General features: G+C 69.1%; 18 protein-coding genes and 1 pseudogene. 11 read left to right on the plus strand and 8 right to left on the minus strand.

Translation table 11 applies throughout. From position 1 onward, the window contains the following. The first annotated feature begins 42 nt into the window (after positions 1-42). Positions 43-1563: an FAD-dependent oxidoreductase gene (locus tag AADR41_RS17980; protein WP_342282421.1), complete on the plus strand. Its 1521-nt coding sequence runs from the start codon at positions 43-45 to the stop codon at positions 1561-1563. A gap of 110 nt (positions 1564-1673) precedes the next feature. Here AADR41_RS17980 and AADR41_RS17985 read toward each other — a convergent pair whose 3' ends face one another. After that, positions 1674-2201 (minus strand): sugar O-acetyltransferase, encoded by a 528-nt coding sequence (locus AADR41_RS17985; protein ID WP_342282442.1) that lies wholly within the window; start codon positions 2199-2201, stop codon positions 1674-1676. A 114-nt stretch (positions 2202-2315) separates the two neighbouring features. Here AADR41_RS17985 and AADR41_RS17990 point away from each other — a divergent pair, with 114 nt between their 5' ends. From AADR41_RS17990 to AADR41_RS18010, 5 genes are all read left to right on the plus strand, one after another. After that, a complete protein-coding gene (locus AADR41_RS17990; protein ID WP_342282422.1) occupies positions 2316-3245 on the plus strand; it encodes a LysR family transcriptional regulator in 930 nt (309 codons plus the stop codon). A gap of 406 nt (positions 3246-3651) precedes the next feature. Beyond that, a complete protein-coding gene (locus AADR41_RS17995) occupies positions 3652-4635 on the plus strand; it encodes a helix-turn-helix domain-containing protein (RefSeq protein WP_342282443.1) in 984 nt (327 codons plus the stop codon). A 210-nt stretch (positions 4636-4845) separates the two neighbouring features. Further along, positions 4846-5154 (plus strand): hypothetical protein, encoded by a 309-nt coding sequence (locus tag AADR41_RS18000; RefSeq protein ID WP_342282423.1) that lies wholly within the window; start codon positions 4846-4848, stop codon positions 5152-5154. Positions 5155-5502: 348 nt separating this feature from the next. Beyond that, positions 5503-5847 (plus strand): hypothetical protein, encoded by a 345-nt coding sequence (locus AADR41_RS18005; protein ID WP_342282424.1) that lies wholly within the window; start codon positions 5503-5505, stop codon positions 5845-5847. Between the two features lie 173 nt (positions 5848-6020). Next, complete coding sequence (locus AADR41_RS18010; protein ID WP_342282425.1) at positions 6021-6722, plus strand: bleomycin resistance protein; 702 nt, start codon at positions 6021-6023, stop codon at positions 6720-6722. A gap of 8 nt (positions 6723-6730) precedes the next feature. On the opposite strand, the pseudogene AADR41_RS42920 reads toward AADR41_RS18010, so the two are convergent. The 4 genes and pseudogenes from AADR41_RS42920 to AADR41_RS18025 form a co-directional block, all read right to left on the minus strand. Then, positions 6731-6945: pseudogene (locus AADR41_RS42920) on the minus strand (IS5 family transposase); the annotation flags it as partial. A 47-nt stretch (positions 6946-6992) separates the two neighbouring features. Next, entirely contained in the window at positions 6993-7625 is a 633-nt protein-coding gene (locus AADR41_RS18015; RefSeq protein WP_342282426.1) for a DUF2461 family protein, read from the minus strand. A gap of 317 nt (positions 7626-7942) precedes the next feature. Further along, on the minus strand, positions 7943-9622 hold the full coding sequence (locus tag AADR41_RS18020) for an ADP-ribosyltransferase domain-containing protein (RefSeq protein ID WP_342282427.1): 1680 nt from the start codon (positions 9620-9622) through the stop codon (positions 7943-7945). A gap of 151 nt (positions 9623-9773) precedes the next feature. Then, entirely contained in the window at positions 9774-10442 is a 669-nt protein-coding gene (locus tag AADR41_RS18025) for a macro domain-containing protein (protein ID WP_342282428.1), read from the minus strand. Positions 10443-10860: 418 nt separating this feature from the next. Between AADR41_RS18025 and AADR41_RS18030 the strand changes: the two genes are divergently transcribed. Further along, complete coding sequence (locus AADR41_RS18030) at positions 10861-12597, plus strand: immunity 49 family protein (RefSeq protein ID WP_342282444.1); 1737 nt, start codon at positions 10861-10863, stop codon at positions 12595-12597. A gap of 218 nt (positions 12598-12815) precedes the next feature. Here the strand turns inward: AADR41_RS18030 and AADR41_RS18035 are convergent, their stop codons facing one another. Next, a complete protein-coding gene (locus AADR41_RS18035) occupies positions 12816-13886 on the minus strand; it encodes an alpha/beta hydrolase family protein (protein ID WP_342282429.1) in 1071 nt (356 codons plus the stop codon). A gap of 448 nt (positions 13887-14334) precedes the next feature. On the opposite strand from AADR41_RS18035, the gene AADR41_RS18040 reads away from it, so the two are divergent. Further along, positions 14335-14718, plus strand: coding sequence for a DUF3592 domain-containing protein (locus AADR41_RS18040; protein WP_342282430.1), 384 nt, complete (start codon positions 14335-14337; stop codon positions 14716-14718). A gap of 212 nt (positions 14719-14930) precedes the next feature. On the opposite strand, the gene AADR41_RS18045 is transcribed toward AADR41_RS18040, so the two are convergent. Both AADR41_RS18045 and AADR41_RS18050 read right to left on the minus strand, forming a co-directional pair. Then, positions 14931-15671 carry a class I SAM-dependent DNA methyltransferase gene (locus tag AADR41_RS18045; protein ID WP_342282431.1) on the minus strand — a complete coding sequence of 247 codons (741 nt, stop codon included), beginning with the start codon at positions 15669-15671 and terminating at the stop codon, positions 14931-14933. A gap of 410 nt (positions 15672-16081) precedes the next feature. Then, a complete protein-coding gene (locus AADR41_RS18050; protein WP_342282432.1) occupies positions 16082-16642 on the minus strand; it encodes a DUF308 domain-containing protein in 561 nt (186 codons plus the stop codon). A gap of 234 nt (positions 16643-16876) precedes the next feature. On the opposite strand from AADR41_RS18050, the gene AADR41_RS18055 reads away from it, so the two are divergent. From AADR41_RS18055 to AADR41_RS18065, 3 genes are all read left to right on the plus strand, one after another. Then, positions 16877-17473, plus strand: a complete 597-nt coding sequence (locus AADR41_RS18055; RefSeq protein WP_342282433.1) for a TetR/AcrR family transcriptional regulator — start codon at positions 16877-16879, stop codon at positions 17471-17473. A gap of 312 nt (positions 17474-17785) precedes the next feature. Then, on the plus strand, positions 17786-18247 hold the full coding sequence (locus AADR41_RS18060) for a hypothetical protein (protein ID WP_342282434.1): 462 nt from the start codon (positions 17786-17788) through the stop codon (positions 18245-18247). A gap of 975 nt (positions 18248-19222) precedes the next feature. Further along, on the plus strand, positions 19223-20623 hold the full coding sequence (locus AADR41_RS18065) for an ATP-binding protein (protein WP_342282435.1): 1401 nt from the start codon (positions 19223-19225) through the stop codon (positions 20621-20623). Position 20624: the final 1 nt, after the last annotated feature.

Here is a 20624-nt window from a genome sequence, read left to right on the forward strand (position 1 = left end):
CGGCCAGGGCCCCCAGCGTGCGATTCCAGGAAGGTGTCTCCCATGCGTGACGTAGTGATTGCGGGCGGCGGCCCGGTCGGTCTGTTCCTGGCCACGGAACTCGCCCTGGGCGGCTGTTCCGTCCTGGTCCTGGAGCGGGACGAGGAGGTCACCTCGCCCTACAAGGCGCTCCCGCTCGGATTGCGCGGCCTGAGCGCAGGATCGGCCGGGGTGTTCCACAGCCGCGGCCTGCTCGAAGCGGTGATTGACGCTTCCGGCGCCGATGCGAAAGAGGTCGGCGCGGGCCCGGACGCGATCGAGGCACCGGCTCCCCGGGCCGTGAGCCATTTCGCGGGCATGGGCCTGGACGCGTCCGACATCGATGTGACCGCCTTCCCGTTCCGGCTGCCCGGCCCGGCGATGGAAGGTTTCATGACCAGCCTCGACGCGGTCGGCAAGGTCCTGGCCGAGCGTGCCATTGCGCTCGGCGTGGACATCGTCCGCGGCGCCACCGTCACGGCGTTGACGCAGGACGACCAGTCCGTCACCGTCACGGCAGCCGGTCAGGAGTACCAGTCGCGCTTCCTGGTGGGATGCGACGGCGGCCGCAGCACGGTGCGCGGCCTCGCCGGCTTCGACTTCGTCGGCACGGAACCGCTCTTCACCGGCTACGTCGCGCACGTCACCTTCGCCGACCCGCAGCAGCTGCCACTCGGCTTCAACCTGACGCCGAACGGCATGTATCTGCGTACGCCCTTCGAGGGGCACCTGGGCATGATGGACTTCGACGGCGGCACGTTCGACCGTTCCCGGCCGCCGACCCGTGAGCACCTTCAGGAGGTCCTGCGCCGCATCACCGATTCCGACCCGACGCTGACCGATGTTCATCTGGCATCGACCTTCACGGACCGTGCGATGCAGGTGACGACCTACCGCAAGGGCCGCGTCCTGCTCGCCGGGGACGCCGCGCACATCCACTCCCCCCTCGGCGGTCAGGGGCTCAACCTCGGCATCGGTGACGCCGTCAACCTCGGCTGGAAGCTCGCCGCGACCGTGCACGGCGCCGCGCCCGACGAGCTGCTCGACACGTACACCAGTGAGCGCCACCCCGTCGGCGCCGCTGTCCTGGACTGGTCACGTGCCCAGGTCGCCACCATGAAGCCCGGCCCCAATGCCCCCGCGCTGCGGCGGCTGGTCCACGAGTTGCTGAGCACGACGGACGGAACGACCCTCGCCTACCGGAAGACAACCGGGTTCAACCGTTACGACCTGGGCAGCGCGCAGCCGCTCGTCGGCACCACCGCACCCGACTTCCGCTTCGAGGACGGCATCCGCCTCGGTGACCTGTTGTGCCAAGGCCGGGGCGTGGTCCTCGACTTCGCCGGCGACCACGCGCTGGAGCGTGCGGCCAGGAGCTGGCAGGGCCGGATCCGGTACGCGACCGGCACGGCACGCAACGACCTCGGGTTCAACGCCCTGCTCATCCGCCCGGACGGCGTTGTGGCCTGGGCAGACGATCAAGCTCTCGACGTCAAGGCGTTCCGGCAGGCCGCGACCCGCTGGTTCGGCAGCCCGCAGAACTGAGGCGTGTCCGTCAAATGCGAGCCCGGACCGGCATGCTCCAGCCGGGTGTGACGAGGCATCAGATCAGACCGCAGAGGTGCTGCGCGCCGGGGCCGGCAGCCCGGCCGGGCTCAGTCGATCGTCTTGATCACCCGGGCGGGCACTCCCGCGACCACGGTGCCGGCAGGAACATCACGAGTGACCACCGCACCGGCCGCGACCACCGCACCGGCACCGATGGTCACCCCCTGCGTGATCACGGCAGCCGTCCCGATCCAGACGTCGTCCTCGATGACGATCGGGGCGAAGGAGAGGTACTCGCGGCGCTCGGCCAGGGGCAGTGGATGGCCTCCGGTGATGAGGCTGACCTTCGGGGCGATCATGACGCCGTTGCCGATGCGGATGCCTCCCTTGTCCATGAAGGTGCATCCCTGGTTGACGAAGACGTTCTCCCCGAACGTCGTGTTCAGTCCGTGCTCGGTGAAGAACGGCGGGTAGATCACCACCGACTCCGGCAGCGTGGCACCGAACACAACAGAAAGCAGTTCCGCGCGTCCTTCACTGTCGCTGAACGGAAGCACGTTCAGTCGAGACGTCGCATCGGTCACCTCCGCGATCCGCTCCGCATGACGCGCGAACTCGGGCTTCTGGACATACATGATCTGATCTGTGCGAGTGGACATGCGCTGATCCCATCAGCCTGAAGAACCCACGATCAAACAACCCCGGGGCCAATCAGCGACAACCGATCGTTGTGAAATTAGGGTGGGTGTGTGGATGTTGAAGCGATGCGGACGTTCGTGGCCGTCGCCGAGACCGGCCAGTTCCAGGCAGCAGCGGACGAGCTCGGGGTCAGCCAGCAGGCGGTTTCCAAGCGGATCGCGACCCTGGAAAAGCACCTTGAGGTCACGCTCCTGGTGCGAACCCCACGAGGCTCCCGGCTGAGCCTGGACGGGCGGGTCTTCCTGCCGCACGCCAAGAAGGTCCTGACCACCGTCGAGCAGGCCGAGCAGGCCGTGCGCCCCGGCAGCCGGCCCCTGCGCGTCGATGTCCTCAACCGGCGCATCGCCCCTGCCCAGGCCGTCTACCGGTTCTACCGCTCCCACCCCGAGATGAGCCTGGACGCGGTCACACTGGGCACCGAGAACGCCGCCCAGGCCGCCCGGGCGGTGCTCGAAGGAACCGTCGACGCGTCCTTCCGTGCCCTGCCGGTGGACCAGGTCCCGTCCGGGATCAGCGCCGAACGACTCCTGGACGGCCCCCTGGAGCTCATGGTGGGGCCCGGCCACCCGTTGGCGGACGCGCCCCGGGTCAGGCCTGCGGACCTGGCCGGCCACCGCATCTGGATCCCCGGGATCAGGCCCCGTACGGAGTGGGCGGCGTTCTACCGGGCGCTGTCCGAGGCCTTCGGTCTGAGCATCGACGCGCTCGGCCCCAACTTCGGTGACGAGGCCCTGATGGACGCGCTCGCCGACTCGGCCTCGCTGGCCACCCTCGTCGGCGGCGGGGACCGATACGTGTGGCCCCAGACCCACGACCTGCGGCGCATCCCGTTGCGCGAACCGACCCCGGTGTACCCGCACGTGCTGCTGTCCCGCAGCGGAGACCGGCACCCCGTGCTGACCGCGCTGCGCGACCACCTGCGCACCTCAAGGCTGCGCACCCCGGACGACGTGTGGGTACCGGACTGGACAGACCGCTGACGAGGGCGAGGGCAAGTGGCCGGCAGCGGCCGTCGGCCGCGAGACGAATCCGGTGGTCGGTCTGCTGCGGGGCGGCCAAGGGCATGGAGCGCCGGTTCGTGGTCCGGGGCCCCTCGAACTGCTCGATCCGGTCAGGATCGAGCCGCGGCTCACGTGTCTGTTCCTGTGAATTCCCCATGGACAACGGGATCTCGCCCGCACGCCCCTCGACCGCCGCACAGCCGCCGCACAGCCGCCGCAAGCGGGTCGTCGCGCGGTTGGGCGGTTCACGAGCGGCTTTCTGAGTATGCTTCGGCGGCATCGTCTGAACGAGGCTCGGGAATAGCCTCGGAGGGCCGAGCTGTGTCGGCGGCCCGAAGGGTGATCAGCAGAGCGGGCGATACCGGGGGCGGACGTGTGGTTGAACGTGTCGAACGAGGAACTCCCCCCGCAGGAGCGGTTGCACTTCTGGGCCGACATGCTCTCCCGTGAACTGGCCCCTCTCACCGTGAGCAGTGCGAACGCCGATGTCGACTTCCCCGCAAGGGGCTGCCTGCTGGACCTCGGTCCCGTACGGGTGGCCGCGTTCGACAGCCCGCCCGCGCACCTGAAACGCACCTGGGCCGACGTCCGGCAGGCCGATCCGGCCACGTACCAGCTCACGTTCGTCTCCGGCACCCCCTTGTGGATCAGCCAGCGGCGCCAGGACTCCGGGCTGGTGTGCGGTGACATGGTGCTCTGGAACAGCTCGCACCCGTTCGAGGGGGAGGTGCCCGACCGAGGCCGTCACATTCAGTCGCACATTCTGCAAGTGCCGCGCGAAGAGCTGCCGCTCCCACCCGACAAGGTCGACCGGCTCCTCGCCCAGCCGTTGTCGTCCCGTGTCGGCATGGGAGCGATCCTCACCCGATTCGTGACAACTCTGGACGCTTATGGCCCTGACTGCGCCCCGCACGATCTGAGGCGATTGGGGGCGATGGCGCTCGACCTGGCAGGTGCTTGCCTGGCGCAGCACATCGGTGCCTACGGAGACCTCCCGGCCGAGACCCGCCGGCAGGCCCTTCTGGCCCGCGTCGACACCTTCATCGACCACAACCTCGGCGACCCGGAGCTGAGCCCCGCGACCATCGCGGGACACCATCACATCTCCGTGCGCTCCCTGCACACCCTCTTCCGGCAGCAGGAGGAGACCGTGGCGGCCTCGATACGCCGCCGCCGGCTGGAACGCTGTCACGCCGACCTCACCGACCCCCGCCTGGAACGACGCTCGATCAGCGCCATCGCCGCCCGGTGGGGGTTCCTGCGCCCGCCGGAATTCAGCCGGGCGTTCCGTGCGAGATACGGAGTGCCGCCCCGAGAGCTCAGGCAGTCGGCACTGGACGGCGCACCCGATGAGGAAGGGCCGCGCTGAGCGACAAGTATCGGGGCACGTATCGCCAACTCGCGGATGCCACCGCACGCCACGATGTCAGGGACGGGGGGTGCTGGGCTCCGCTACCGGGCAGAGCCCAGTTCGTCCGTTCTGTTGCAGTTGTCCACCGCCCCAGGCGGAAGCAGTGTGCCGCCGAAGCGGCACATCATCGGAACGTCGCGGCGTGCGCGAGTGTGGGGAGACACATCCATGAGTACCGAACGACCAAGCGGTAGAAGAAGGACGAGGGTTGTCGCTGCGCTGGCCGGGTTCGCCATCGCGTTCGGAGGAGTCGCCGCTTCGGCTCCCGCGGCGGTCGCCGCGCCCAACGCAGTGGCCTCCGCGTCGCAGACGTACGACGTCGGCGTGTACCTCTATCCGGAATGCGCGGCCCGCGGCCAGTATTACGCGGCCTACTACTCGGCGCAGGGCTACAGGGTGTACGTCCAGTGCCTTTACGTAGGAGGCTTTCCCATCCAGCAGTTCCTCCTGCGCGTGACCCTCGCCCTCCGATCCTGATTCTGTCGGGGCGCTCGGCACGCCCGGCGGCAGCGGATCGGAACGGTCTACGACACCGGCTCGTACGCCCTGGTCGATGTCGACCGGCAGGGCGGCCGGTTCGCTTCGGGCAACGAATGGATCACGGGCAGCGGTCTCGGGGTCGGCGAGCACCCGGCCGATCCCGAGATCAGTGCCGCCGTGGCCATCCGCACAGGGCAGGTCCGCATCGGGGGCCCGGCCGCCCGAAGGGCACCGCGGCACAACTCAGCCGCAGACTTGGCAGCAGCGCGACCGGCCTTCCTCTCGCCCCGCGGCGCGGACTCACGGTCACCATCAAGCAAGTCACCATCGAATGAAGGAGAGTTCGTGCGAAAGCTCATCGCGTCAGCGGCCGCTGCGGTAGTCATCGGAATGGGCGTCATGGCGCCCGCCACCGCAAGCGCCAGTGAGAACTGCAACACGGTCTACTGGGGCAAGAACGTGGGCTTCGGCAAGGCGACCGGCTGGGCCTGTGGGAACCACGCACACGGCTGGGTCACGGACCTGGCGGCCGACGGCTACTGCCCATACGTGATCACTCATTGGACGAGCGGCGGTGTCGCCAACGGCCCGTGGGTCGGCCCCAAGGGAACCGAGAAGGAGTTCGACTCCTACGACCCGAACGGATGGGGCGACTTCCAGTACATGGAGATTGCAGGCGTTCCCTGCTAGGGCGTGTGTCGAGAGTGGATCTTGCCATGAAGCCCTCGTGAGCGGCTCAGCACTTCAGGCCGCCGCGCACCGGCGGCCGCGCGTCCGCCGGTGTTGCGGACGCGCCGAGGGTCTCCAAGTGGATCGCCGACCAATCCCGTAGCCTTCTATTCAACTTTGACTAGAGTGGCGGCATGGGTGAGAAGACAATTCCGATCCTGCCGTGCCAGACCGTTCAGCCCGTTCTCGACTTCTATACGGCCCTTGGGTTCGAGGTGACCTTCCAGCAGAAGAGCCCCAATCCGTACGTGGCCGTCCAGCGCGGCGGCATACAGCTCCACTTCTTCGGGATGAAGCAGTACGAGCCGGCCGAGTCGTTCAGTACGTGCATCGTCCAGACCGATGACGTCGACGGGCTGCATGAGATCTTTCGGGCCGGACTGAAGGCGGCGTACGGGAGAGTGCCGAACCGCGGGCTGCCGCGAATCGGGCCGCTGAAGAACACGTCACACGGCGTGCGGCAGTTCCTCATGACCGATCCGGGCGGCAACTGCATCCGCATCGGGCAGCAGACGAGCGACGACCAGCACCACCGGCCCGCCCCCAAGGAGACCTTCGCCCGGGCCCTGCACCACGCATCCCTCCTTGCGGACTCCAAGGAAGACCTGGCGGGCGCCGCGAAGATCATCGACCGGGTGCTGCGCCTTCAGGACGAGCGGCCCACGCCTGTGCAACTGCTTCGTCTTCTCGTGCTGCGTGCGGACGTCGCCGCTCGCCTCGGCGAGAAGGACACCGCGACGTCCGCGCTCGCCGCGGCCACCGCAGTCCGCCTCACCCCGGAGGAACAGGAATCCGTACACGACGACCTTGAGCGCCTCACGCAGCTGCTGGGCTGAGGCGCTGGTCACAGCCGCTCACTGACGGCCGCTACGAGGACGGTCGCCTCGTAGCGGACCGCGGGCTTGTCGTACCTCGTGGCCACGGCGCGGTGCCTTTGAGGCGATTGATGCCGCACTCGACCGCGTGCCTCGTCTTGTAGCCCTCGGGGTCGAACTTCGGTGGACGGCCGCCGCGCGTGCCGCGCTTCTTGCGGTTTCGGGCCTGGTCGGCCTTGTCCGGGCCGGCTGTCGCTGCCCGTCTCGCAGCCGTCAGTGGCCGAGGTGGTGTCAGGCGGCGCGCTTCACGTGGCGGACCAGCCACATCAGCAGGGCGTCCAGGTCAGCGGCGGCCGCGAGGACCCGGTCGACCGTCTCGGGGGTGTGCAGCCACTCCTCGCAGCCGAGGGGGCGGGCTGCGATCAGTGAACGGTGGCGCAGCAGGTTCGTACGGGGGTGGTCCGTCGGATAGCCGCGCGGCGGGCGTTTCATCACGTCCCCGGAGATGTCGTAGCCCTTCTTCCGCACGTCCTCGACGATGGCGGAGAGTTCGCGGCCGCTCCTCTCGGAGGCCACGGCTTTGCGGAACATGTCCACCTGGCCGGGATCGGGATACCACCAGGCGCCCTGGATCCGCAGGCCGTCCAGGGAGAACCGGAGACCGATCTCGATCTTGCGGCCGAGTCGGATCACCGCGCACTGGTGCTGCCACCACCAGGAGTCGGTGCGGTAGTGCCAGACGGAGAAGTCCTCGTACCGGGGGTCGGCGTCCGCGACCTCGTTGAGCAGGGCGATCATCGGCTGTCGGACCAGGCGTTCGCGGTCCGCACGGCAGCGCTCGCGGATCGCGCGGGTCGGTTCGCCCTGGAGCTGCCACAACACGTCCATGGCCTGTTCCGACCAGCCGGTGAACTGTTCACGCATGCGCGGAGGATAGCCGACCCGACATCCGCGCGCGGAGAGTGGGACGAGCACTCGACGGCCGGCCGGGCGAGTGACGCGCCGTCGGTGTGCGGACCCGAGCTCGGCCGGACGACGATGTGGTCGCCCGGCCGAACCCCGTGCCCGAAGACCGGCTTGTGCCCGGCGGTACCAGCGCCATGGCACTGCCGCCCGGTTCGATGCCTCCCTGGTCGGCAGCCCGGCTACCCGGTAGCCCGGTAGCCCAGTAGCCCAGTAGCCCAGTAGCCCAGTAGCCCAGTATGCCGCCACGGGGCGCTCGTCTGCCCGGCCCCGGGACGTCACGACACCAGGCCGGCCCCCTCCAGCTCTGTCAGTCGCACGGTGCACAGACCGCCACGCTCGGCCTTCACCTCCGTCACCTTCAGCTGCGTCCCCGGCGCGAGGATGTACTCCTCCTCCCCCGTGAACGCGGAGAACCGCCGGATCCCCACCGCCCGCGCGGGCGTCACCTCGAACAACGTCCGCCGGCCACGCCCGCCGAGGAACGCGCGCGCCACCCCCAGCTCGGACGTGCACGACGACACGCCCCACCACGTCACCGTCCGCCCCTGCGGGTACTGGGACCGCAGATCCAGTGCCACACCACGCCACAACGGCTGCGTCCGTGCCGGCAATGCCTCCATCGCCGAGAACAGCAACCGCAGGTACGGCAGGTACGGCACCACGCGCTCACGGTCCGACGAGCGCAGCACGGCGTTGATCTCGCGGTAAAAGCCCGACTCGCACGTGTACAGGTAGAGGGCCGAGATCTCGTCGGCCGACAAGGCGCCCACGGCCTTCCCGGGCAGCGCGTCCGCAGACGGCGCCTCCGCGGGCATCGCCTCCGCGGCCTTCGTCTCCCCGAAACGACTCGACAGATCGATATGCCGATCCAGGTTCGCGAGCACCCGCGAGACCGGCTCGACGGCCTTCCGGAAGTCCATCAGCGGCGTGTCGAACACGCCGGTGACGGGCGGCAGGACGAGGCCCTCGTCCTTGACGCTGGTGAGCCGCTCCAGATAGAGCTGGTGCAATTCCATCGTGGACGCGATGAAGGCGCCCATCCGCTGCGCGACGCCACCGTCCTCCGGCCCGCCGGCCTCGTCCGTCCCCTGGTCCCAGCCCTTCCGCGGCAGCCAGTCGACGGGCTCGGCCCCCACCGCCGCCAGGGCGTCGTTCACCTGGGCGAAGTGGTCGCCCTCGCAGAACAGATCTCCCTGCGCGGCGGGATTGGCGTGGTCCAGGTGACGGACCTGCACCCCCGGGTACTTCTTCTCCAGCCGCTGGACGACCCTCTTCAGACTGCGGGCGTGTGCGCCCCACCAGGCGAACACCACTCCCCGGTCGTCCTCCTGCGCCGAGTCCTGCTTCGCACGGAGGATCTCCTCGACGATCTGCTCGGCCACGGGGCGCCAGAACGCCGTGTGCCGATCGGTCGCCATCGCCCCGTCCGCGCTCGCCGTGAGGGACGCGTTCAGCAGCAGCACGCCCTGGGTCAGCATCGCCTGGAACCACTCGGGCGGCTGAACCGTGTCCTCCTTCTTCAGCAGGGCGCGGACATCGGCGATCGGGGTCTTCTTGACGATGCCGTACTTCCACATCGCGGCCGCCTTGATGAGGCAGCGGACGCTGACGACCCGGCCGAACTGGCTGTCCTTCCAGTCGTTGAAGGTGTTGTCGAACATCGCGATGCCGGTCGCGCTCTCCGCCCGCGGATAGGGGTTCTGTCCGAAGACGACCACCTTCCACTTCTCCGGCGGATGCGGCTTCAACGCCTGGAACGTCAGCTCGCGCACCGGGACGACTTCCGGGCTGCGCTTCGGACCGATGAAGTCGGCGGCTCCTGGCTGCGCCTCGATCACCGGTCCGAGCAGCGGCAGCCACGGCTCGCCGCCGTCGGTGAACAGGCCGGCCAGTCCCAGCGGATCCCCCGCCGGGGAACCGGCACCGCCCGCGGCCGTCACATCGATATCGCTCACGAGGGTGGAACTCCCGGTACTCGAACCGGACGGCTCCACGAGCGCCCCGGCATGCTGAACAGATATGGCAGGTACGGCAGATGCAGCAGGTACTGCAGGGTCGTCGCCGGTGTCCGCGGTCTGGGCGGCATCGGCCTGTGAGGTCTTCGGGTCAGCGGCGAAAGGAAGGCCGCTGCGGCACGTTGATCCGGACCCGCCGTGCGGACCCCGCTCCCTCGATGTCGTCGAGCTGCCCCAGTACGGCGGCCCGCAACTCGTCGTAGTCCGCGAAACCGTGGTCGTGGAAGAGGGTGTAGCCCGTCCACATCAGGTTGGCGCACACCTTCGCCGGCACCTGCCCGGTCTGCGCGCCCATCCCGACGAGGGCCACCGACCGAATGCTGCCCGGCTTCGCCCGGTTCTGCAGATGCACTGCCTGGAAGGCGGCCGCGCAGGCGAGGGCCACGTTCATCGTGTCGCTGACGTTCTGCGACGACTGGCGCATGGTGGGCGTCGAGATCAGATACCGGGGCACGTCCGCACCGGACGGGACGCACACCGCGCTGCCCACCGGCAGCCGTCCGCCGAACCGGTCGCGGATCGCCCGCTGCACTCGCACCTGGATGCCCGCACCGAGGTACCGCTTGACGACGGCGTCGACCCCACCGTCCATCCGGCCACGCTCGTTGGTGGGCGAGACCCAGGCGTCGGCGTCCACATCGAGAAGGGATCCCCGCCTGATATCGACCTCCGGCGTGTCCGCGAACGCGGACCGCCAGGCCGTCACCACCTCGTCGTTGACGTCGACCAGGACGACGCTCAACGCATGCCTGACACCCACGAATTCACCCCTCTCACCCCGTGATCCCGAACAATCCCGAAGCTACCGTGCGCCACTGACAGCGCCGTTCGACAGGGTTGTTCGAGCAGGTCGGTCGAGCAGGGTTGTTCGAGCAGGGTCGGTCGTTCGAGCAGGGGAGCAGTAGAAGCCCGCCAAGGGGGGCGGTGACGCCGCCTGACGGTGCCTCCGGGTGCGCGAAGAGGGGGGCCGCGTTCGTTCTGTGACGGTTGAACCGGACGCCCTGCTGACGGCACCGCAGGTGAAGGCCGATGACGAGCCGACGGCGGAGCGGTGGACGGGCCGACCGTCGCGGACTGCGCCCCAGGTGCCCGGCAGCCGTGGTCTGTCAGATCCCCCGCCTAGGCTGTCCGCAGGGATTCGATCAAGGAGCAGGGCAGTGCGGATAGAGCGTCACCAGGTGGGCGAGGCCGTCGTGTCGGCAGCGCGCGAGGACTTCACCAACCGGATCGGGGGCCAGGTGCGTTCCATGTCGCGGGCCGACCGGATGACCACCTACGAATGGCAGTCGATCGCCGACGCGTTCCTCGACTACCTGGGTGCCCTCTCCGTCGAGATACCCGACCTCGACAGCCCGGAGGCCAAGGCCGCCCTCAAGGACGCCTCCGAAGCGGCTGCCGGCGCCGTCGCCTACGCCGCGTACCACCCGCACTGCCACTTCCAGGTGTTCCTGGAGTACGTGAACTTCGGCATGAGCTACGACCCGGGCGAGGACGCCCCCGCGGAGAGCGTCACGCCCGGGCAGTGGACCGACGCACTGTGCCTGTCGGTCCTCAGGGACAGGGCAAGGTGGCACGGCGAGGCCTTCCACTTCGCCCGGATGAAGTTCGCCGAGCAGGCGCAGGGGACGCCCGTCGGCGAACTGGCCACGGGATTGATGGCCGTGGTCCTGGACGACACCGGCGACGACGAGGAGTATCCGCCGAGCGCGCAGGCCAAGCTCGCTGCCGTCGACGCGGCCCTGGACCGCATCCGTACCCGCGCCGAGGAGACCGGTGTCCCCCTCCTGGACCGGCCGGACAGCGTGGCGCTGCGCACGCTGCGTGCCCTGGCCGCTGAGGACCGGGAGGCCTTCGACACCGCGCTGGCCGACCTCCTGGCCCGCCACTCCACCCTGCACGGCTCTGCGGCCTCCCCGAGTACGCTGCTCCCGCTCGTCCCCCTCGCCCTTGCCGCACTCGCCCACCAGACCCTGGGCTGGACGCCGGCCGTCCGCACCGGCTACCTCCCGCACGCTCTGATCACCGGATTCGAGAGCCGGGGCCCCCGGGTGGCGGCCTTCGGCAGGGATCGGCGGCCGGACGCCGTGGCCGCGCTCGCCGCGGGTCCGCTGGTGGTGGAGCGGCCGGCCTACGAGCGGACGGCGCCCGCACAGGTGGCGGCCCTGTACGAGAAGCACATCCAGGAGGCGTTCACCGCCGTCGACGGGCAACCCCTTGACGTCTGGCGGCTCAGCAGCGTCATGAGCGACCAGGAACGGCTCTTCAAGTGGCGTGCGGAGGACTCCGGCCACGTGACGGCCCCTCAGCTCGCGAGCCTCAAGCTGGCCTCCCGGGCGGGGGCTGCCCTGTTTCGGATCGCCCTTGCGGAGCCGGGCACCGAGACCGAGGTGACCGTCGACGGCCGCGCAGTGCGCTACCGGGCCGAGCGCGGCGAGAAGGCCGGCGCCGGCTTCTGGCAGACGGCCACTGCCTTCGCCCTCATCACCGGCGCACGCGAGGACCTCGCACCGCTGGTCCTCACCGGTCCTGCCTTCGCGCAGCCGGACGGTTCCGCCTTCAGTGCGTACCGCGAAGCCCTCCACGCCTATCTGAAGGGCATTGATCCCGAACCGGCCGTGCAGCGGGCGTTGCAGCAGGCCGAGAAGGCCAAGGACTGGGGCTTCTGCATGCCGCCGATCGTGCTGCTGTCGCAGCTCGTTGAGGGCGACGAGGAGAGCTTCGACCTGGCCCTGGCCGACGCGCTCGAAGCCCACCGCGACTACTACCGGGTCGCCGACCGCGCCGACGATCCGGACGCCTCGGTCAACCTCGACATCCTCGCTCTGGCCTGCCACGCCCGCCGTCGCGGGTGGGGCGTCCACGTCGAATCCCCCTACCTTCCGCGGGATCTCCTCCAGGCCGCGGAGCCCTTCTAGGACGCGTCGGCAACGGAGCGCTCAGACGGTCCACCGGCATCCCCTCGGCCGTCCCGGGCCGACCTGCCAACGGGAAGCTGCTTGCAGCAGGACTGCCGAAGCCCTCCCCCGCCAGGGCGATGCCCAGGCGTCGCGCTCCCCGCCGAACGGATGCCGGGCCGTGTACCGAAAGTCGATCTTGAGCGGTGAACGATCTCGGTTCATGAGCCGGGGAGAGCTCACGGACGAGCAGTGGCGTGGCTGCCTCGGCCGAGCTCCTTGAGGAACTTCCGTTGGCCGTCCAGGAATCCGTCCGCGAAGAGCGAGCGGGGGGAGAGAAGCGCGGTGAGCGTGATCTTCAGGTCCGACTGTTCAATGGACTGCTTGAGCAGTGAGTGGGTCGCGTCCGGGTAATGCCTGACCGCCAACGCGCCACCTGCGTCCAGCGTCTTGTGGTAGACGCGCTCCGTGTCGGCGGTGTCCACGTTGATGTCGTGGCCCGCGAGGGTCAGCAGCACCGGTACGCCGCGCAGGGCGCGGAGGTCCCGCGTCGCGTCCGCGGTGTAGTTCTTGGAGATGAAGCCCCAGCGCGCGGCGGTCATGCCGTCCGCGTCGCCGCGCATCGCCCCGACGTACTCCTCGAAGGTCGCGTGACGCCCCAGCAGCCGGCGGGTGGTGTCGCTCCTGGCGACCTCCGCCTTGGTGCGGGCTGCCGATGCGCCGTCGGCGCGCAGTTCGGCGAGGAGGTTGTAGCGGCCCTGCCGGAGCCAGTTGATCGCGGGCGAGACGGCGATGACGAAGCTCACGGGCGTCTTGGCTGCGGTCTTCGGCAGGACCCAGCCCGCCTGGCTGGCGCCCCAGAGCCCGATCCGGTTGCCGTCGATGTCCGGGCGGGCGCGGGCCCAGGCGATCGCGGCGGCTGCCTCGTCGGCCCGGTCGTCCATGGACTGGTCGAGCCAGTCGCCGGGGGCGCCCGCGACGCCGGGCTTGTCCCAGGACAGCGAGGCGTACCCGGCCTTGGCGTTCGCCTCCCACATGGGCTTGTAGCCGTCGTCGTGGGTGGCGTCGACAGGGCCGTCGCCGTGGACGTACACGACCAGGCCGTGTTGCTTGCGGCCGTCCCTGGGGATGGCCAGTACGCCGTTGAGGGTGTGGCCGCCGTGGCGGATCGTGACCCGCTGCTCGTCCATGTCGTAGGAGTTCTGCCACAGCACCACACCGACGAGGCCGGCGGCCACGACCAGGACGGCGACGAGTGACCACACGGCGACGCGGAGCCCGCGTCGCCGTGGCGGAGTCTTCGGACACATGGGACGGCCATCTCTGTTCGGGTTCGATCGGACAATAAAACTATCACGCAGAAAACGATCGTATGGATCTTGATAGATTCAAGCTTCGCCGAGAGAGGTGACACAGCATGGGACCGGACGCGACAGACCCCCGATCGCGCGGTCTGCGCACTCCTGGACGGGCGGCTCGTCGGCCTCGCCGGGTACCAGCACGGCGGGAGGGCCCTCACCGGGGCGACGTACGACGTCGGCCCGGAGCATCGAGTCGCCGGCGGCCCGAACTCATCAATCACCCTTGCCGGCGACCGGCGGCACGGCCTCCGCGCGGACCCTGCCACATCCCGGCATTTGCACCAGGAACCACCACCGATCGGCAAAGCGTCCCTTTACCGGACAGGGGAAGCCCGGCAGGAGAAACTCGGCAGGAGAAGCTCGAAGGGCTGGGCGAAACACTGAAGGGAAGACGCCGATGGATTATGTGGTGTTACTGGTGCTCGGTCTGGGTGCCGTGGGATACGGCGTCCATCAGGCCGTGCTCCACTACCGCTTGCGGCGCCACGGGATCCGTGTCAGAGGCCTGGTGGCCCGCTACGAGTCCAGTCCCGGCACAGGAGGAAGTGGCCCCACCACGTACACGGTGGTCGAATTCATCGACGACCAGGGCCGTGCGTGCGAGTTGCGGGACCAGGCAACGGGGCGCCGACGCCTGCGCGTGGGGGACGGGGCCCCGGTGCTCTTCCTTCCCGGCGCTCCGGGGAACGCGCGGGTCGACATCGCCGGGAGACGTCTCGGAGAGTACGTGCCGTTCCTCGTGGCCTGCTGTCTGTTCGTTGGCTACGCGCTCTGGAGGTGAGTCCGCGGTTGAGCCGGCACTCAGGCGCGGTCCGTTCGCTTCTCACAGGATGAGCATCCGGGAACGGGGCTCGAACGATGGCACATCGCCTTGGAGGGCGCTTCATCCCGGCAGGCGTCGGTGGTGACTCGGGCGACTTGGCCGCTTGGACCGGACGGGTGGCGTGTGCGACGGGGCGAACACCGCTTGCATCGACTGCCCGGTGGTTGGCCTCAGGCAGGCTTGCGCCACACGGAGATGTGCTTCGCGGAGTCCTGGGTGAACGGCGCCCCGTCCCAGTCCGCGACGCGAGATTCCAGCTCCAGCCCAGCGATCCGTGCCATCAGGTCGAGTTCTGCCGGCCAGGCGTACCGGTGCCGGGAGTTGCCGCGACGGTAGCGGCCGTCGGCGCCGTCGCGGGTGAAGTGGTGCGAGACGAGAATCTGCTCGACCAGGTCGAAGGTGTCGAAGCCGAGATGCTTCTCGGAGACATCGAACGGCACCGCGACCTGGCCGGGCGGCAGGAACCGCAGCGGCGGCACACCCAGCTCGATGACGAATCGGCCGCCGGGCTCCAGATGACGTGCGGCGTTGCGGAAGCACTCGACCTGCTCGTCCTGCGTGAGCAGGTTCGTGATGGTGTTGTAGACGAGATAGACCAGGGTGAACTCGCCCGGGACGACGGTGGTGGCCATGTCCCCGATGGTCACCGGGAGCGTGCTCTCGTCGAGCTTGCGCCGCAGCACCGCTGCCATGTGCTCGGACAGTTCGATGCCCACTACCGGCACGCCGCGTTCCCGGAGCGGGACGCCCACCCGTCCGGTACCGATGGCGAACTCCAGTGCCCGGCCGTCTCCGGCAAGCTCGGCGAGGAAGGCGAGAGCCGGTCCGAGAGCGGCAGCCGAGGACGTTTCGGCCTCCTCGGCGTCGTAGCGCTCGGCGGTCGCACGGGTCCACAATTCACTGCTCGTCACGGACGGCCACTTTGCCGGGTGCCGAGGGGTGCTGTCGATGTATTTACGCTCTCCTCGCCGCAGGTCGAGGACGTGACCTGCGGCGAGGCGCCGAAGCCGTTCGCGCGTACATCACCGCGCACCTGGAAAAGGCGATGCCCTCGCCACCTGGCAGGCGGGGGTCGCCCGCGCCCGCTTCAGGAGGAGTTGGTGGGCCGGAACTCCACGGTGGCCCCGCCGGCAACCCTGCCTGCCACCGCATCCAATGCACCCATCCGGCGATCGTGGCAGCTTCTCCTGCGTCACCCCCACCGGTTCACTTCTCCGTACTGCGCCAGCGAGGCGAGCGTCGCTGCACCGCCCGGTCGGCGGCGTTCTCCCCGACCGGGCCCGTGCCGATCACGGTGACGTCGTACGTGTGAGCATCCGTGTCAGTTGTCCTGGGCGGTGCGGCCCAGGCGCAGGGCCGAGATGAGGAAGAAGATGCCGCCGGGGACGGCGTAGCCGATCGCGGCGGTGAGCGTGGGCTCGTCCGCGCCGGCCGACGCGACGAACGAGGCCCCCGCCAGCACCGAGATGGCGCCACTGACGATCATCGGCCACTGGCCGCCCAGCCGGCGACGGGGAACAGCCACGATCAGCTGGACCAGCCCGGACAGGATCGCCCAGGCACCCCAGACGCGCAGTACCGCCGGAATGCCGGACGCGCAGGCGATACCCACGCCGGCTGCGGCGACCAGGCTGACGGCCATGTTCACGTAGAGCAGCGCGGGCGATCCCGTCGTGCGCGACGACCTCGCGTCGACGACGGCCGCCCCCACGTCGAACAGCGGGTACAGCACGAGCAGCACGACCGCGGCCGGGCTGAGTTTCGTGGCCGTCGTGAACATCACGAGGGCCCAGACGATGGCAAACGCGAACCGGACGAAGTACAGCCGACGCAGGGCAGAGGCCGTCCCGGTGATGCCGGACGGAGCAGCGATGGCGCTCACGATGGTCCCTTTCGATGGATACGCGGAGAGAGAAGAAGAGAGGAGAGCGGGGTTTCCTGCGGTCGGCCTTCTCGATCGGGCCGGTCGCATGTCTTTCCGATGGCCGCCCCGGTTGCCGCCTGGCGGGGCCGGCGACCGGACGCCATTCCTGCAAGACCGAACGTTCTGTTCACCAGGCTGGCAAGGGTGTCACCACTTGTCAAGACCGAACGTTCTACCCGCTAGAATCGCCGCATGGTGCGCGAGTATGAAGGCCGGCCGTCCGAAGCCCGGTCCCGGCTGCTCAACACAGCCGGCCGGGTGTTCTACGCGGAAGGGATCCATGCCGTCGGCGTGGACCGCATCATCGCGGAAGCACAGGTGACACGGGCGACCTTCTACCGCCACTTCCCCAGCAAGGAAACCCTGATCGTCGCGTACCTCAACGAGGCCGACCGGGCCATCCGCGACCAGGTCGGCACCGCCGTCGCCGCCGGGCTCCCGGCCGCCGAGACCATCCGTAAGGTCAGTGCGTCCATCGCCCAGGGCATCCAGTCCCCCGGATTCCGGGGATGCGCCTTCCTCAACGCTGTCGCCGAGTATCCCGACCCCGACCACCCGGTGCACCTGGCCGTCCTCACGCACCGTCAATGGTTCCTTGAGACCGTCACCGGCCTTCTGGCCAGGATTCCGGAGAATCCCGCCGCACCCGCCGCCCGCCACTTCGTGATGATGCGCGATGGGGCGATGGCTGCCGGCTGCCTCTTCGACCCGGGCCTGGTGTGCGAGACCTTCCTGCTCGGAGTCGATGCGCTCCTCAAGGCACACGCCACCCCCTCCAACGACGAGTAGACCGAAGGCCGTTGACTCCCGGGTGAGGGCTGGCGGCAAGGGGCGGGTCCGCCTCCGCCGGTCCCGGCCCGATGCGGTGGCCCGGTCCGGGCCGAAAGCATGGAAACAGGCGCGTCCGCGGCAGTCGCCGGGGCCTGCACACCGGCCGCTTCACGAAGGTGGCCCGGCTCGCGGAACCGGCACACGGCGCCGGTCCGGTTTCTCCGCGTTCGGACCCTATGAGGTGTGAGGTACCCCGCCCAAGTCGTTTCCAGCAGACTCGCACTGTCCCTCCGGAAGGGAGGGACAGAACACGACAGGGGGCATCACACCATGCGTGAGATCACTCGGCGGATCGCTGTACTGACGGGCGGACTGGCCCTGGTCACCGGCGCGATGAGCAGCGCTTCGGTGAGCGCCGCGACATCGGTTCCCGAGCGCTCGGCGGCGGCGTCGGGGGCGGCCGTGACCTGCTACGGGAGTGCGACGAGCGAGACGTTCAACATGGGGACGGACCAGGCCGAGCACAGCTTCGGGCCGTACTACACCGCCAGGCCCAAGATCTGCGGGGACATCAACCTCAAGCTCACGCAGTGGGGCAGTGCCAACCCGCTGCGGGTCAGGATCTGCTTCTACCCGACCGGCGGCGGCAAGGAGTGCACCACGTACAAGAGCTTCGTCAAGAGTGATGTGGGCAAGTGGCGGGTCCTCGCGACGGACGTCGTTCCCGGCACCAAGTACCGGATCTCCATGGACTACGCCAGCCACGTGTTCAAGGGCAAGCTCGCGGACTGACGCTGCGCGAACCGGCGTGCGCCGGCCAGGCCGAGCCGGGTGATGTCCGGTGTGAGGTTGTGTGCAGGCCCGGAGTGGGGTGGTTTCCCGACTCCGGGCCTTGTGGTGTTCGGCCAGCGGCGCGGTTCAGGCCGGTGGTCCGGGTCGGTCCGGCGGCGCGGTTCAGGCCGGCGGTCCGGGTCGGCGGTTCGGTCGGGGCCGGCTTCCCGCCGTCGGGTTCAGGTGCGCGACGCCGCCCCACAGAATCCTGCGCCAGGGCACGAGTTTCCGCCACCGCACCCTGCGGGAAGGGCAGTTGCTCGTCGGGGTCCGCTGTCAGAGCCCCGCGTTCCACCTCAAACGGCAGGAAAAGCCATCAATCTGCCGGCCGGGCGGCACCGGCCGCCGACCGGAAACCACTGCCGGACGGGGCGGTGGGCGGGCGGTCGGAGGGCGCCGTTGTCCGCGCTGCGGGGGATCGGTGAGAAAGCGGCGGGCGAAGATCGTCCGGTTCGCAACTGTGCGGGCCTACCAGGGGCGCGTGTGCAGATCAACTCCAGTAAGCTGACCCCGTTTTAGGTAGTGGCAAGGCCGCGAGTCGACTGCGTGCGACGGCGGGAAGCACCCGGTAGCCGACGTTCGCAGTCCTCAACGGAGCTCTGATGAACCTGTTCGTCCGCGTTCAGCAGGCTCCGCCCTGCGACCGTTTCCGGGGGCGGCAGTTGTGGAAGGACCGACCGAGCAGCCGTCGTCGCCCGTGGGGATCGCGGCGATGGGGCTCCGGGTGGGCCGGGCGGCTCTGCGGGACTCGCCCCGGCCCGGTAGTCGTTCGTCCGAGGTGGCGCTCGTTCGCCGCACGGGCGGTCCACACGCCGTTCACTTGCCACCTTGTTCTTCTGTCCACCAGTTCTCCGGAGGCCGCGCGCACTCCCCTGCGGGGCAGTGAACCGATGCGCTGTTCTTCGAAGGCTCGATCGACCCCTAGGACCACCCTCCGTGACCTTGTCCTCAAAAATCGCCGTTGCCCTTGGCGTCTTGTCTCTTCTCCTGGCAGTCTGGGCGCTGCTTCTGGCACGCTCGCGCCGTATACACGTGCGACAGGGCAGAGCGTTGCGCGCGGAGACGCAGGCCGCCGATTCCCGTGCGCAGGCTGCTGAGGGACGCGCCCGGACCGAGGTGCAGAACAGGCAGGCCGCAGAGTCCCGTGCGAAGGAACTCGGTACCCGCGAGGCGGAGCTTCTCGGCGAGGTGCGTCATCTCGTCTCCGATCGGCTTCCCGCTCTCGCACTGCACCTGATCAGCTCTCATCACCCCGTCCCCGGGGTGCTGCACAAGCACCTCGCGGGGACGGAGGCTGCCCGGCTTCTCGATGCCGTGCCCGAAGCGGTTTCCCGCATCGTCCTCAAGGAGAGGCGCCGCATCGACGCCGCTGCTCGTGCTGCCCTGCGTGGCGCGACTCAGGAGTCCCAGGCTCTTTCCTACCGGTTGCAGACGAACATTGTGGGTCTGCAGCACGAGTTCAGTGCGCCGCCCCGTCTGACGCAGAGCCTGCTTGAGTCCGACCACATCAACGAGCAGAACCTGCGCCTCACGCAGCGGTCCGCCATCGTGTGCGGAGGCTGGCCGGGGCACGTCCGCAAGGACACCTATGTGAGCGAGGTCGTCAGTGGCGCCTCCTCCCGGCTGCGTGGTTTCGACCGTATCAACATCGTTTCCCGGCTGGGTCTTTCCAACATCGGTGTGGTCGGGCGTGCGGCCGAGCCCGTGGCTGTGGTGTGCGCCGAGTTGATGGCCAACGCGCTGGAGCACTCCCGCGACGACCTCATGGTGGACGTCGGCCTGGTCCAGACGGGCAACGGCAGTGTGTGCATCACGATCGACGACGCCGGCAAGGGCATGACGTCCGAAGCGCTCGCGCGCGGGCGGAGTCTGATCTCCGGTGAGCAGCAGGAGGTGATGCTCCTTGAGCTCGGTGATCCGCCGTCCATGGGTTTCGCCGCGATCGGCCGTCTCGTCGCCGACTACGGCCTTCATGTGTCCATCGACACTTCCTCTCCCTATGGCGGGGTGCGCGCTGTGGTGTCCGTTCCCGAGAACCTGCTGACTTCGATCGACGAGAACGTCACGCCTCCGTCGGTCATGGCTCCTCAGCCTGCTGTGGCGCCCCAGGCCCACAAGCGGCCTGCCGCTGCCGGTGCGCAGGCGCACTCCCCCGCGCCGTCCGCCGCGGCGGAACTGCCGCAGCGTCGCCGCCGTTTCTCGGCGACAGCCGCCCAGGAAGAAGCCGCCGCAGCGCCCCGCCCGTTGGACCCGGAGAGCACCGGTGCCATCTGGAGCGATTTCCAAAGTGGCCTCACCGACGGCCGGTCCGTCACCGATTCGGAGCAAACACTGTGAT

This window comes from Streptomyces sp. CLV115 (genome assembly GCF_038448545.1).
Lineage (GTDB): Bacteria > Actinomycetota > Actinomycetes > Streptomycetales > Streptomycetaceae > Streptomyces > Streptomyces sanglieri.

Coding starts and splice junctions, on each gene's coding strand:
- AADR41_RS17980 (WP_342282421.1), top strand. CDS start 43: ATGCGTGACGTAGTGATTGCGGGCGGCGGCCCGGTCGGTCTGTTCCTG.
- AADR41_RS17985 (WP_342282442.1), bottom strand. CDS start 2,201: ATGTATGTCCAGAAGCCCGAGTTCGCGCGTCATGCGGAGCGGATCGCG.
- AADR41_RS18000 (WP_342282423.1), top strand. CDS start 4,846: ATGAGTACCGAACGACCAAGCGGTAGAAGAAGGACGAGGGTTGTCGCT.
- AADR41_RS18010 (WP_342282425.1), top strand. CDS start 6,021: ATGGGTGAGAAGACAATTCCGATCCTGCCGTGCCAGACCGTTCAGCCC.
- AADR41_RS18015 (WP_342282426.1), bottom strand. CDS start 7,625: ATGCGTGAACAGTTCACCGGCTGGTCGGAACAGGCCATGGACGTGTTG.
- AADR41_RS18035 (WP_342282429.1), bottom strand. CDS start 13,886: ATGTGTCCGAAGACTCCGCCACGGCGACGCGGGCTCCGCGTCGCCGTG.
- AADR41_RS18040 (WP_342282430.1), top strand. CDS start 14,335: ATGGATTATGTGGTGTTACTGGTGCTCGGTCTGGGTGCCGTGGGATAC.
- AADR41_RS18055 (WP_342282433.1), top strand. CDS start 16,877: ATGGTGCGCGAGTATGAAGGCCGGCCGTCCGAAGCCCGGTCCCGGCTG.
- AADR41_RS18060 (WP_342282434.1), top strand. CDS start 17,786: ATGCGTGAGATCACTCGGCGGATCGCTGTACTGACGGGCGGACTGGCC.